15 protein-coding genes are annotated in these 13,510 nt (G+C 45.8%); 9 read left to right on the top strand and 6 right to left on the bottom strand.

Annotated features, from left to right (window positions below):
- Positions 1-74 precede the first annotated feature (74 nt).
- Positions 75-857 (bottom strand): hypothetical protein, encoded by a 783-nt coding sequence (locus QUA34_RS29060; RefSeq protein ID WP_333390880.1) that lies wholly within the window; start codon positions 855-857, stop codon positions 75-77.
- 230 nt (positions 858-1,087) lie between these two features.
- Between QUA34_RS29060 and bchI the strand changes: the two genes are divergently transcribed.
- Entirely contained in the window at positions 1,088-2,203 is a 1,116-nt protein-coding gene (bchI, locus tag QUA34_RS29055) for a magnesium chelatase ATPase subunit I (protein WP_333390877.1), read from the top strand.
- 89 nt (positions 2,204-2,292) lie between these two features.
- Positions 2,293-2,826: a crossover junction endodeoxyribonuclease RuvC gene (ruvC, locus tag QUA34_RS29050; RefSeq protein ID WP_333328243.1), complete on the top strand. Its 534-nt coding sequence runs from the start codon at positions 2,293-2,295 to the stop codon at positions 2,824-2,826.
- 7 nt (positions 2,827-2,833) lie between these two features.
- On the opposite strand, the gene QUA34_RS29045 is transcribed toward ruvC, so the two are convergent.
- Positions 2,834-3,403 (bottom strand): Uma2 family endonuclease, encoded by a 570-nt coding sequence (locus QUA34_RS29045; protein ID WP_333328240.1) that lies wholly within the window; start codon positions 3,401-3,403, stop codon positions 2,834-2,836.
- 261 nt (positions 3,404-3,664) lie between these two features.
- Between QUA34_RS29045 and QUA34_RS29040 the strand changes: the two genes are divergently transcribed.
- Positions 3,665-4,039, top strand: a complete 375-nt coding sequence (locus QUA34_RS29040) for a hypothetical protein (protein WP_006632950.1) — start codon at positions 3,665-3,667, stop codon at positions 4,037-4,039.
- A 106-nt stretch (positions 4,040-4,145) separates the two neighbouring features.
- On the opposite strand, the gene QUA34_RS29035 is transcribed toward QUA34_RS29040, so the two are convergent.
- The gene (locus QUA34_RS29035) at positions 4,146-4,415 is read right to left on the bottom strand and encodes a hypothetical protein (RefSeq protein ID WP_333379027.1); all 270 of its coding nucleotides are present in this window, start codon (positions 4,413-4,415) and stop codon (positions 4,146-4,148) included.
- A 219-nt stretch (positions 4,416-4,634) separates the two neighbouring features.
- Between QUA34_RS29035 and QUA34_RS29030 the strand changes: the two genes are divergently transcribed.
- The 3 genes from QUA34_RS29030 (at position 4,635) to QUA34_RS29020 (ending at position 6,985) form a co-directional block, all read left to right on the top strand.
- Entirely contained in the window at positions 4,635-5,858 is a 1,224-nt protein-coding gene (locus QUA34_RS29030; protein WP_333390874.1) for a hypothetical protein, read from the top strand.
- Between the two features lie 10 nt (positions 5,859-5,868).
- The gene (locus QUA34_RS29025; protein WP_333390873.1) at positions 5,869-6,102 is read left to right on the top strand and encodes a hypothetical protein; all 234 of its coding nucleotides are present in this window, start codon (positions 5,869-5,871) and stop codon (positions 6,100-6,102) included.
- A 244-nt stretch (positions 6,103-6,346) separates the two neighbouring features.
- Positions 6,347-6,985: a restriction endonuclease subunit R gene (locus tag QUA34_RS29020; protein ID WP_333390870.1), complete on the top strand. Its 639-nt coding sequence runs from the start codon at positions 6,347-6,349 to the stop codon at positions 6,983-6,985.
- 80 nt (positions 6,986-7,065) lie between these two features.
- Here QUA34_RS29020 and QUA34_RS29015 read toward each other — a convergent pair whose 3' ends face one another.
- The 3 genes from QUA34_RS29015 to QUA34_RS29005 form a co-directional block, all read right to left on the bottom strand.
- Positions 7,066-7,401: a ribulose bisphosphate carboxylase small subunit gene (locus tag QUA34_RS29015; RefSeq protein WP_190745620.1), complete on the bottom strand. Its 336-nt coding sequence runs from the start codon at positions 7,399-7,401 to the stop codon at positions 7,066-7,068.
- A gap of 45 nt (positions 7,402-7,446) precedes the next feature.
- Positions 7,447-7,857: a RuBisCO chaperone RbcX gene (rcbX, locus tag QUA34_RS29010; protein WP_333328228.1), complete on the bottom strand. Its 411-nt coding sequence runs from the start codon at positions 7,855-7,857 to the stop codon at positions 7,447-7,449.
- 137 nt (positions 7,858-7,994) lie between these two features.
- Complete coding sequence (locus QUA34_RS29005; RefSeq protein ID WP_333045238.1) at positions 7,995-9,425, bottom strand: form I ribulose bisphosphate carboxylase large subunit; 1,431 nt, start codon at positions 9,423-9,425, stop codon at positions 7,995-7,997.
- A 612-nt stretch (positions 9,426-10,037) separates the two neighbouring features.
- On the opposite strand from QUA34_RS29005, the gene QUA34_RS29000 reads away from it, so the two are divergent.
- From QUA34_RS29000 to QUA34_RS28990, 3 genes are all read left to right on the top strand, one after another.
- A complete protein-coding gene (locus QUA34_RS29000; protein WP_333390868.1) occupies positions 10,038-11,816 on the top strand; it encodes a serine/threonine-protein kinase in 1,779 nt (592 codons plus the stop codon).
- 64 nt (positions 11,817-11,880) lie between these two features.
- A complete protein-coding gene (locus QUA34_RS28995; protein ID WP_333390865.1) occupies positions 11,881-12,315 on the top strand; it encodes a hypothetical protein in 435 nt (144 codons plus the stop codon).
- Between the two features lie 96 nt (positions 12,316-12,411).
- Entirely contained in the window at positions 12,412-13,245 is an 834-nt protein-coding gene (locus tag QUA34_RS28990) for a hypothetical protein (protein WP_333390864.1), read from the top strand.
- The last annotated feature ends 265 nt before the right edge of the window (positions 13,246-13,510 follow it).

The following is a 13,510-nucleotide window of genomic DNA, read 5'->3' as shown; positions in this document are numbered from 1 at the left end:
CACTTTACCCTCGCTCTCGCGAGCGCATAACCCAGGCTACGTCAAGTGCCATCGATATATTCAGCAAGCCCTACTTAATGCGCTGACCAATACTGCAAAGCTGCATATCCCACTATCCCGCTTAGCAGTACGCAAATAACTAACAGAAAGGTTGTCAGTGGCAGTAGCTGTATTGGCACTATTTCGGCCGTCGCAACAGTTAGCAGAAAAAACGGAGTACCAGTTAATACTGGAACTAACAAAAGTTCAAGTATCTTTAGAAGGTCTGCATAGAAAATCCATAAGAATTTAAGAATAATTTTAAGCAGCTTTGCAAAGCGGAAGTGATACAGGTAAGCAGATGCGATCGCAGTTCCTAGAATTAAAGCAATCAGCGCGCCCGAAGAGCTTCTGATCGGCAGCATAAAAAGGGCTGTCGGCGGAATTCCCATCACGATTGCTGCTGGCAGTGTGAGAAATGCTATAACGCCTTCCCGCCAGTGCTTCCAAGCCGATACAGTCGGCGGTTGCTGATTGTGTCGGCGAATTTCCACCCACTCTGCAAACTTGGTTAACCCCCAGTGATAGAAAGCAAATAACCAGATTTGGCACAACCAAGCAAGTACGATCGGAGATTCCCAGTCAGAGTTCCTGATGGTGTACCAGTACGTCCTTCTAAATCCGTAGGAATAGTAGTAAGCATTGGGCCACAGTAAAGAAACAATCAGCCAAAAGCTAATGCTTAAGGCAAACCCTCTGGCGCACGATGTAGGATCGGGGAGGAATTTCGGCCAATTATTCATGTTTGGGATAATTTGACGGGATCTCATCAATATTGTCCCATCGCGCCGATCGTTCTGGGCCGTGCGATCGTCCATAAAAATTGCTGCACAGTGCCGGATGTGCCAAGTTGATTAAAACTTTTTTTAAATAAACACTCGTACTCGTTATCCTGTTGAAGGGGATCAGTGCTCTGTGGGCATCCTAAAACTACGCGCGTGCGAAGCTATCCCGAACGCGCGTGCGGGCCCGTTGCGGTAGGGAATCGCTCCAGACAATCCCTTATCCCCTACAATAAACAAGCAATTATTATATTTTGAGTTATCCTGTGAGTCCTACTGCCGAAGTCAGCAATACCCTAAATGCGGGCGCTCTACCAACCGTTACCGCTACCGCAGCCCGCCGCGCTGTTTTTCCCTTCACTGCAATTGTTGGCCAGGAGGAGATGAAACTGGCGCTGCTGTTGAATGTCATCGATCCCAAAATTGGCGGGGTGATGATTATGGGCGATCGAGGTACTGGCAAATCTACCACAATCCGCGCCCTCACTGATTTGCTGCCGGAAATTGAGGTGGTGGCTGACGATCCTTTTAACAGTCATCCCACTGATCCAGATTTGATGAGTGATGAGGTGCGCGATCGCACTATGTCTCAAACGGAGATTAAAATCGCCCGCAAAAAAGTCCAAATGGTAGACTTGCCTTTGGGCGCTACCGAAGACCGAGTTTGCGGTACGATCGACATCGAAAAAGCTTTGTCGGAAGGTGTTAAAGCTTTTGAACCCGGTCTTTTAGCTAAAGCTAACCGTGGCATTCTTTACGTTGATGAAGTTAATTTGCTCGACGATCATTTAGTCGATGTTTTGCTCGACTCGGCCGCCAGCGGTTGGAATACTGTGGAAAGAGAAGGAATTTCGATCCGCCACCCGGCTAAGTTTATTCTCATCGGTTCCGGGAATCCAGAAGAAGGAGAATTGCGGCCGCAGTTGCTCGACAGATTCGGGATGCACGCAGAAATTCGGACTGTAAAAGACCCGAATTTAAGAGTGGAAATTGTCGAACAGCGATCGAGTTTTGACCAAAATCCGCCGGAGTTTCTCGCGAAATATCAGCACGAACAAGATGATATGCAGCAGAAGTTGGTGGAAGCCCAGGAAAGGTTGAAATCGGTAACTATCGATCGAGAGTTGCGGGTAAAAATCTCCCAAGTTTGCGCGGAATTGGACGTAGACGGGCTGCGGGGCGATTTGGTGACGAATCGGGCTGCGAAAGCTTTCACGGCTTTGGAATGTCGCACGGAGGTGACTGTGGACGATATTCGCCGGGTGATGACTCTGTGTTTGCGGCACCGGTTGCGGAAAGACCCGCTAGAATCAATAGATTCGGGGTATAAAGTAACTAAAGTGTTCGATCGGGTATTCGGCCTAGAAACAACTGAGGGGTAATTAATAATTGGTAATTGGTAATTGGTAGTGAGGAAACATTTCCCAAATTTTTAATGCCTCCTTCCCAGTTCCAATTACTAATTCTGGCAATGGAAAAACGAATTTTAGGATTAGATCCCGGCTTAGCAAATCTCGGCTACGGGGCAATTTGCTGTCAAATTGTACCGGGCAAACAAGATAAAAATAGCGTTTCCATGATTGATTGCGGCGTCATACAAACAACGCCAAAACAGGAAATGGGACAGCGCTTGAAAACAATTTACGACGATTTGCACGAGGTAATTGAACAGATTAAACCTGATATAGCAATTGCCGAAAAACTGTTCTTTTACAAGATGGGAAATACCATACTTGTAGCCCAAGCGCGTGGCGTTTTGACGCTAGTATTGGCGCAGTGTGGAGTGCCGCTGTTCGAGTTTACGCCGGCTCAAATTAAGCAAGCTTTGACCGGCCGCGGTAATGCGGATAAATCTGAAGTGCAAGAGGCCGTGGCGCGGGAGTTAGAGTTAACTTATATTCCGAAACCGGACGATGCGGCGGATGCTTTGGCGGTGGCTTTGACGGGTTGGTACGATGATGATATTTGTCCGAAGAAAATACAGTTGGAAACAGAAAAAGTTTGATGCAATATCAAATCATGGGCAAATTAAGCACAAATCCGGGCAAGACATCTTCTCCCGATAAACTTACAGGAAATTGTACAACCTCTACTTCGCGAGAAGGGCGATAAATCTCCACTTTTTCGTCTAGAGGATTAATTAACCAACCCAAGCGTAAACCACTGTTTAGATACTCCTGCATTTTCTCCTGAAGCGGCCGCAGCGGATCTGGGGGCGATCGCAATTCAATGGCAAAATCAGGACAGATTGGCGGAAATTTCTCTTGTTCTTCTGCTGTTAAAGCAGACCATCTTTCTAAGCTAACCCAAGCCACGTCTGGAGCTCGATAGCCATTATTAGGCAAGCGAAAAAGTGTAGAAGAACTAAACACTCTCCCTAGCTGCGTTTTACGGTTCCACAAGCCCAAATCTGTAATTAAATAGGCTTTTCGATTGCCGCTAACTCCGCCTGCGGGTGACATAATAATGATTTCTCCTTTAGGTGTCCGTTCAAATTGCCAATCTCTATTCATCTGGCATAAACGGTAAAACTGTTCATCGGTTAGTTCGACAGTATCTAAGTTTAAAGTAACGATTGTCATTTTTCCTAACTCTCTATAAATATGAGTCCTGTCAACCTATTTTAGCGCCGCATTTGGTCAATTTTAACATCACTCCTCATAGCCCGGACTTAAGCTTTAATACGAGGGATTAAGCCCCAGCCCGACTCTTGCGAAGTGCAAAATATTATTTGAAAATGTAATTAAGTTCGATCGCCCAATTCCCACCTCCATCAAAAAATGCTATAATAGCAACTTTAATTGCTAAACTTATCCCGCCAACAGAGAACACAGGAAAATAATATGGTGATTATTACCTCACAACAAATTGCCCAATTTCGCTCGCAATTAGCGGAATATCCCGAAGCCCTAAAAGCCCTAGACGCAATCGAAGATTGCGAAGGCAACATCGAAGATGCAGCGATATCTCTAGCAATTCAAGCGGGACAAGAACCGAATATATCAGAAAATTGGTTAGACGGATTGGCCAAAAGATGCCGCGTTGCTATCTGCAAATCAGAGGTTAAGGAAGAGTTGACAAACGGACAATTGAATGCAGCATTTAGAGATTTAGTTGCCGCAAAAATTTGCCCTGATATTTTGGTGACTTCGGTGATTATTTATGTATTTAAAACTGGGGTGAATGAGTTTTGCGAGCCTCTCGAATATAAACTGTAAAGCCATAGCTGCATTTAAAAATTAGGTGAAGCAAAGCTATCCCGAAGGGTAGGGAATCGCCCTCATTTCTCAAAACATGATACAACGAGGCGATCGCACTTTTTCTCTACCCCTGTCCACTACTGTACCCAGCCAGCATCAAATCCGGCGACAAACCCAAAGATTTCCCCAGCAAACGAGCAAGTTGTACTAAAAAATTAGCAGTATCTTCGTCACCTTCGCGGGCCATTGAAGCCGATATCTGGATTAGCATTTGCACAAATCCCGCATCAATTAAATGGGAACAGGAACTCAAAACTTCTGGTTCTTGGCCGTTGGGACAGGTAAGCACTCGCTCGATTAAGTTCAAATAAGCTTCTTGGCGTTCTGGATTCATTTTGGCAGGATCTGTACAGTAAATAATTTATTATTACGTTTAAGTCAGTCCTGTCAATCAGGCGATCGAATAAGCGATCCCCGTTTTGACTCTAGAAACTCCATTCAGTCAGGAATAGACAGAAGCTTAAAGAAAATCTTAAGTTTCTCAATGCTAGTTTAGTCGAGGTAAGATGCTCTTCGCCGCACCCAACTATTACGGGACTTAGGAATATACAAAATGAAAATAGGAATATTTTTAGGAAATCTCGGAAATCCCGCCATCTACTATCCCAAACTCGCGACAATTACCGGCGGAGTCGTGGCGAGTATTTTTCTTTGCCAATTATTGCAATGGCAATCACAACAGTCCAACTCCGGCGAATGGGTGAAAACTAACAGCGCAGAAATAGAAAAAGCAACGGGTTTAAATCAGGAAGAACAGGAATTAGCGAGAAAGCAGCTCAAAGTGCGATCGCTCCTGAAAGAAAAATTAACAAATCCCAACACGGACACCCTAGAACTCTGGGCGGACATTGATGCTTTCGAGGAAAAACTCAATAACTTTTGGACACAGAATCCGCACGATATTATAACACCGATAAGCCGCGAAAGTGACAATCACGCTGTAGAAATCTTCCCCAAAACATCACCCCCAAATCATGTAGTTAAAACCGACAAATATTTCGGGCAACCCCGCCAGCAAATAGCCGTTGCTGTCACGCCTCATTACCGATTTAGCGGCCCTTGGAATTCCCAAGAACAACTTCACAATTTTCAGCGATCTTTAGAAGCCTATGCTCAAGAGCGCAGCTTAGGATTTGGCAATCCTTCGGGATGGGCATTTAAAATTATTGACAGCATGACAAAAGGCTTAACCTCGACTTTTTGGGAGGAATTTATCGCCGGAATCCCTTTAGGAGAAAGTCAGAAAGTTAAGCGAGATTGGGAAATCGAGCCGGAAGTGCCTTATCCTGCCTTTGAAGAGGAGCGAATTCAGTATTACGTGCACAAAGGCGAACCGCTAGAAGCAGCAGTCTCTAAAGCCCGTGCTGATTTGAGAAACCCGGTTTTGGGCAAAGATTTGTGGGAGGGATTTTTGCGAAAGTGCGATCGCCTTGCCGATGATGCACTCAAAGCAAAACAGCAGGGCGTTGACACACCATATCTGCCGTCTTCCTTCAACGAAAAACCGCAAATCACCAAGGATAGCGTTATGCGGAAGTTAGGGGCGATCGCGCCTCAATCGGCCTTAAATCAATCCACATCTGAAACAATTGGTGAACCGCCAAAACTCGAACAAAAAGAGCCACCAACCGCCGCCGAAATCCCCAGTATTTCCTCTTTGCAAAAAGCTTACAAAACTCCTCTGGGGCGAAGTATAGTTGAAAAACAAATCGCTGCAAATCCAGACTGGGGTTACGAAATAGTTGACGGTGAAATAGTCGAATCAATCCCTTTTTAATGAGGCTGATATGAAACGAATTAGCGATATCAATCCGCTGGGAGAAGAGCGACCAAATCCTTCTGAGGAAAAGAGAGAAAAACTGCGGCAGGAAAGGTTGCAGCGAGAAAGAGATGAAGGATATCAAAAGTTAGTTGAACTATGCAATTTAGGCGAATGCGATATGGCCGATCAGTTGGCAAATCGCAACTCTAATTGGGGTTATGAAATAGTTGATGGAATTGTGATGGAAAGGATAGATTAGGTTCGCAGTTATCCCATTTGTCACTTTCATGGGCGGCAAGATGCCCGCCCCACAAAAAATTTAATATGTCGTGGAACAGGCATCTTGCCTGTTCCTAAGAATATGGGCCGGCTCTCCGGCATACCCCACAAGAAACTTGATATGTTGTGGAACAGGCATCTTGCCTGTTCCTAAGAATGGTGCAAGTGGACTACCGCAATGTCTATGTTATAATTATAACTAAAAATTAAATAACTATTAAAATATGACGACAACTATTAATGCCAAACACCTAACGTTATCAGAAGTACACCGTCTGTTCGGCTTTCAAAAGCAGTACACGAACTCATTTACCTCTCTGTTATCCCTTGAAGATATCACAGAACACGAACAGCAGGAACTTATACAAATTAGGGATGATTTCGATGACTACATTTCAACGGATCGAGTTTCTGAAGGACTGGTAAAAGCTCTGACTACCTTTCCCCTAATGCGATTGGCTGGCTTCTACCGTCGCCCGATTAAAATTAGTTTAGAACAAGACATCGCCGAAATTAGCATTGAAGATGAAGATACTATCATTAAAGGACGGTTTGATATCTTAGCTGTCAACAGGATAAAACCTATCAGAAGCGATACATATTTTTGGGTTTTGGTGATTGAAAGTAAAAATTCTGGAATCAACGCATTGATGGGTTTATCCCAATTGCTAACCTATGCTTATCAAAATTTAAAGTATCAAGACACAATCTGGGGCTTGACAACAAACGGAATGCACTATCAGTTCGTCAATATTCAGGGGGGCAATAACCCAACCTATCAGCTATTGCCTTTGCTAAACCTGATGGAGCCCGAACCTTCAATTTTGTTGCTGCAAGTTTTAAAAGCTATTTGTAAGCTATAAAAAAAGAGGCAGAGAAAATTCCCCGCCTCCAATCTGCAATGACTGTTAACCTAAAAGTTAGATTAGCCAGCCAATACTTTTTAGTAGCCTCTGGTGTTAGGCTTGTGCACGATGAAGCTGAGCACTTGGCATTGCTTCACGTTGTCAAAACCCATGACGCGGATGTAGCAGCTAGGATTTTCTTGACGGCAAGCTTGAACTTCTGCCATGATTTCTTGGACGCTGCGAGCACCAAACAAAGGCAACTTCCACAGAGTCCAGTAGCGCATTTCAGCGGCAGAGGTTTCGTTGAATTCTACGCCGGGAATGTAGCCTTGATCCAGGATGTACTGGAGTTGCTTGGCAATTTGCGCGTCTGTCAGCGGGGGCAAATAGGACAGAGTTTCGTAACGACGCTCTTTAGGTAAAGTCTTCATTTTTTGTATCTCTAAGGTGTGTGTTCGATCGCACTTGTCGATCGATTAACTCGACAAATTATCCAGATTCGGTTCAGAATCTATTGATGTTTCAGGATTACTGCTAGAAACAGACCAATTAAGTTGCGTAGTTCGCTCTAAATGCTGGCGTCTGTGTTCCATATTCGCCTGTTGAATGCCAGTACAAACCATTTCTGGCAAATATTCTGTCACATCGTGAGCCAGATACTCTCGCACAGTCATGATCCGAAATCCTAAATCTTGATTTTCCAAAAGCAACTCTTGAATGTAAGCTTCTCCATCTTGGATTTTGCCCTTAGTGGAAAAATCATTCAACCAGATTGCCAGAGGAGGATTGGTTTCGCTCAACTGAGCGACCACCATCCGCACGGATTGATAGGTTAGGTAACTTGCCAGCACCTTAGCGGTGTCTTTCGCAACTTGTTTGAGATCCATTTTTGACCCCAGCTCCCTCAAATTTTAGATTTTGGATTTTAGATTTTGGATGCAAACTTACTTGTAAATCTTCTTCAAAGATAAAGACTTCCCAGCAAGTTTGCGACCTAAAACCTAAAATCTCAAACCAAAAATCCTTAAAGGGTATCCATTGCCTCGAATTCAAACTTGATTTCTTTCCAGAGTTCGCAAGCAACAGCGAGTTCAGGAGACCATTTGCAAGCTTCGCGGATCACGTCGCCGCCTTCGCGCATCAAGTTGCGGCCTTCGTTACGAGCTTGGACGCAAGCTTCCAAAGCAACGCGGTTAGCAGTTGCACCAGGTGCGTTACCCCAAGGGTGGCCCAAGGTGCCGCCGCCGAACTGTAAGCAGGAGTCGTCGCCGAAGATTTCCACCAAAGCCGGCATGTGCCAGATGTGGATACCACCAGAAGCAACCGGCATGACACCGGGCATGGAGGCCCAATCTTGGGTGAAGTAAATACCGCGGCTGCGGTCTTCTTCGATGTGGTCTTCGCGCATCAAGTCTACGAAGCCCATCGTGATGCCTTTTTCGCCTTCGAGTTTACCCACAACTGTACCGGAGTGCAGGTGGTCGCCGCCGGACATCCGCAAGCACTTGGCAAGCACGCGGAAGTGGATACCGTGGTTTTTCTGACGGTCGATAACTGCGTGCATGGCGCGGTGAATGTGCAGCAAAATACCATTGCGGCGGCACCATTTAGCCAAGGTGGTGTTTGCAGTGAAACCACCGGTCAGGTAGTCGTGCATGATGATGGGGGTTTTGATTTCCTTAGCGAACTCAGCCCGCTCCATCATTTCTTCGCAGGTAGGGGCAGTTACGTTGAGGTAGTGACCCTTGACTTCGCCGGTTTCTGCTTGGGCTTTTTCAATAGCTTCTTGAACGAACAAGAAACGATCGCGCCAACGCATGAACGGTTGCGAGTTGATGTTTTCGTCGTCTTTGGTGAAGTCCAAACCGCCGCGCAGAACTTCGTAAACGGCACGGCCGTAGTTCTTAGCAGACAGACCCAATTTGGGCTTAATTGTACAACCCAGCAAAGGACGGCCGTACTTGTTCAATTTGTCCCGCTCAACGGTAATACCGTGAGGAGGGCCTTGGAAGGTTTTCAGGTAAGCAATGGGAATCCGCAAGTCTTCCAACCGCAGAGCGCGCAGAGCTTTGAAACCGAACACGTTACCGACCAAAGAGGTCAGCAAGTTGGTGACGGAACCTTCTTCAAACAAATCCAAAGGATAGGCAATGAAGCAGATGTATTGGTTGTCTTCACCGGGAACTGGTTCGATGTCGTAGCAGCGACCTTTGTAGCGGTCGAGGTCGGTCAGGAGGTCAGTCCAAACAGTCGTCCATGTACCTGTAGAAGATTCAGCAGCCACAGCAGCGCCTGCTTCTTCTGGGGGAACTCCCGGCTGCGGTGTGACGCGGAAGGCAGCCAAAATATCTGTATCTTTCGGCGTGTAGTCCGGCGTGTAATACGTTAGTTTATAGTCTTGAACTCCGGCTTTATACCCAGCCTTTGATTGAGTTTGGGTTTGCGCGTAAGCCATATCTCGCTTCCTAGTATTCGCTTAATTTTTTTGCCCGATCGCAGGCTGTTAAAAATATATCAACAAAGTGTCACTCTCAAATTTTAATATTCTTTTAATCATCATAAGTATTATTTATTTTCCTTTACATTAGGCAAATATTTGTAACATATCTTATGAAAAGCCCGGGGCGAAGGATGCAGGAGGAAAGGCTGGGGATCGCAGAGTGGGGAGGAATTTCGAGCGAGCGAAATATATTGTGCAGCGAGCCGAACAGGGAATCAATACGGTTTATGTAAAGAATTTAATACTTAAAAATCAGAATTGTTAAGGGGTAATGGGTCAGGGGGAAGTAGTTAGAAATACCTAAAGTTGTGGTTGGGAGTTAAGATCGATCGCCCGATCGATCTCAACTACAATTCAGTATGTAGCAATCTAAAATCCAAAATCTCAAATCCCGTGACTCTGGGCCCGCCAACTCAAAAATCGACAGCATAGCACATAATATGGACAGGACTTGTGCTCTCAAACCAAATCCGTCGTTACAGCCATTTAACCTCGCTGAAAACCGGGTTTCTGCGTTAGCAGCGCGTAAGTCTACTATGGATATTTAGCCCCATTTTTACTCTGGTTGTGCCTCACCCCCCTTCAAAAGCCGTTCACTGCATCAATCCAGATTGCCCAAGGCCCTACCCTCAGACTTGGGGCAACAATTTTTGTCATAGTTGCGGGGCTCCGCTGCGGCTAAAAAATCGCTACGTGCCTCTAGAAAGCCTCGGTTCCGGGGGTTTTGCAGCAATTTTCACAGTTTGGGACACAGAAACTGAAACCGAGCGCGTCCTGAAAGTGTTGCTCGAAACTTCCGCGAAAGCCCTGAAACTGTTCGAGCAAGAAGCTTGGGTTTTGGCACTTTTGCGGCACCCTGGCGTCCCTAGAGTCGAGCCTGACGGTTATTTTCACGTCCAAACGCAAAATTTTGCAGGCGGGGATGGAAATCCTGCGGCGAAGCGGCTGCCTTGTTTGGTAATGGAAAAGATTCACGGCAAAACTTTAGAAGAGGTTCTCGACGAGCACCCTCAAGGATGTCCCCAGGAATGGGTGTTTAGTTGGCTGAGTCAAGCTGTGGAAATTTTAGAGGAGTTGCATAGGTGTCAAATTATTCACCGCGACATTAAACCCTCAAATTTGATGCTGCGAGACCCGGAATCGCCCCAAGTTTTGCTAAGCAAGGGTTTGGGCGGACTGCAATTGGTGACGATCGACTTTGGGGGAGTTAAACAGATGGGCGGTGTCGAATCCGCGGGAAAAGATTCTCCGAGTTCGACGCGGTTGATTTCGCCCGGGTACAGTCCGCCGGAACAAATTGTGGGAGGCGGTGTGGTGCCGGCGACGGATTTTTATGCCCTGGGGCGGACTTGTATTCATTTGCTGACGGGGAAGTATCCGGCGGAAATTGAAGATCCGATGACGGGGGAGTTGCGGTGGCGCCACATTGTAGCTGTGAGTCCGGCTTTGGCGAATTTGTTAGACGATATGGTGCGATCGAATGTGCAGCAGCGTCCGGCGACTGCTGGCGATGTTCGGGCGCGTTTGCAGGAGATTTATGCTAGGAGTAAGGGCAAAATCGCGTTAGCGAAGCCCTCGAAGAGGATCGCCCCAATGGGTCAAGCTATTGTAGAATTCTGCCGGCAAGTAGTGGTAACAGGGGCGCAAAAAACGGCAAATTTGACGGTTTTGCTGTTCGGCGCGATCGCCCAAATCGTGGTAGCTTCTCTGGATACGGGCTGGGAAATGGTGCTGGGTGCGGTTGGTGGAAGTGCGGGGGCGATCGGCGGTTTGGTTTTGGGTTATGCTTCGCCTATTGGCCCGGAAATTGCCAGTTTTCTGAACGAAGGTTTGCAGCAATTAATTCCTAACATGACTTTCGCTGTCGGGCCCGAAGTGCTGCTGTTTGGGTTGGCGGGGTTCGGAACTGCGATCGGTTTGACGGATGCGGGGAGTTTTCGCCAGCAAAAACAGTATTGGCTGTCTGGATTGATGGGAGCTCAGGGCTATTTGTTGGCGGGTTTGTGCTGGATGGAAGCAACAGCTTCTAGTGGTGTGGAGGGGGTTATTTTGGGAGCTTTTGCGATCGCTTCTTTGACTGTGGGAATGGGTTTGCGGAGCCATCAATTAGTTCACGCTTTGGTAGTGGCTGTTTTCTCTACGGGAATGTTTCTGTTGCTGAATGCTTGGAACATTTTTCCGGGGAGTTTCTTTGGGATTTTGTCACTGTCTAACGTTACCTTCGGCTGGCTGCAAGTTTGGGGCTCAATTGTGTTTTTTGGTTTGTTGGGAAGTGCGATCGGGCTTTGTTTGGGAGTGAGTCATTATTTAGTTGTGCCCGTGCTCAGATGGTTGGGATGGCGGTAGGAATTAACACCAAATCAGTATGCTAATCGAGTCGTTATTAATTAAGTCTGTCTCAAGATTTTCAATGGTTGGTGCTCTGGCGATCGCCCTTGTCCTCAGCAGCCCCAATCTAGCCAAAGCCGAATCGCGGGAACAAGCCGTCGATCGATTGACCGATTTCTTATTCTACAGGGTTAATCCTCAGTTAAACAATCGCAAACTCCAAGCGGGCGATCGCGAATATAGCAATCAATGGCGGAGATTGCGCGAAGCGATCGATCCACGAGTTAAGTCGGTACAAGAAGTCTGTTTTAGGCCAGCCCCAGAAGAGACAGGATGGGAATTCACGACAATTAACGGCGAAACCTACGAGCAAACCTACGATTTACTTGCAGATACAATTTTTTATAGCCGCCATCCTCAACGAACCGGACAGCCCATTCCCAAAAGCGATCGGATCGGCATTAGTGAATGGTCAGCAATTCGACGCGAAATGTATATTTCCAATTGTGGACTGTGAGACTCGATCGCCTTACACCGCAGCATTTATCCGAAAATAACTCCTAGAGGTCATTTCTACACAACTCTGTAAAAAGAAAGTTTTAAACCGATGAGTATGAAAAGTTGGATATGCGATCGCACTGTTATTACAACCAGAATTATTGCACCCTTGCTTGGACTAATCGCCATTGGATATACAAGTTTGGCGGATGCTGCCCCACAGCAACAACTTCCCAGCATAAATAGTGCAAACATCGATACAACAAGTAAAAAAAATCACCTGAATAATCCAGAAAAAAATTCAACAATCGAGGCTTTAAATAAAAAAGTTCAAGTCAGCCTTGAAAATTCTGTAAATGCCCCAAAAAAAATACCTCTTCAACAAGGTATGCCATACAAAGATGCGCGTCAAATCCTGATTAAACAAGGGTGGCAGCCCAGCTTACAAAGTCAACCCAACCTCAGAGATCGTTCTGTTAAAGAGCTATTTGATTTGGGATATAAAGAGATTAAGGATTGTTCTGGTACAGGAGAGGGGCCTTGTCGTTTTGAGTTTATCAATCAACAAGGAGAACTGCTAGTTATAGTCGCTACGACAAGAGGTGCTGAAAATACAAAACGTTTTGTGAGGAATTGGTGGATTGAGAAAAAGACAAATAGCAATCAACAAAAATCGTCATCAAACATAATTGAAGAAGGTCGTTATTGGTTGGGAGGTACGGATCAGGGTTTAGAGGTAAAGGGAAAACAATATCGATATTATGATGAGTCTAATATCGAGCGACCGTGGCAACCTCTTTCTGAGTTACAATATATCAAAAAAGGCGTTATTTTTGATGGAAAAATTTATTGGTGCTTATCTACTCTCGCACCTAAAACAGGAGGAAGTTCTTGTTCTAGAGATGGATGGCAACAAAAGATTTATCACCAGCGATATCGGGGAGATTGATAATTGTTATTGGGTTTAATCGTGCTAATTAAATCACTTTCAATTAAGTCAAAATCGCATTTTTTAGGGGTGTTGGCGTTAGCTATAGCCCTGGTACTCGGTGGTTCCAATCTAGACTGTGCTACAGCGCGCGATTATGAATCACGAACTCAAGCTGTGGATAGGTTTACGGATTGGTTTTTTTATAGCGGGACTTGAACAAAATTCAAGCCCAAACATAGCCCAAACCTGCTAGGTGTATGGCAAATACGTCACCATTATCTTG

It is taken from the genome of Microcoleus sp. POL10_C6, from assembly GCF_036701585.1.
Taxonomy (GTDB): Bacteria; Cyanobacteriota; Cyanobacteriia; order Cyanobacteriales; family Microcoleaceae; genus Microcoleus.
This window is presented reverse-complemented; position numbering and strand designations above follow the sequence as displayed.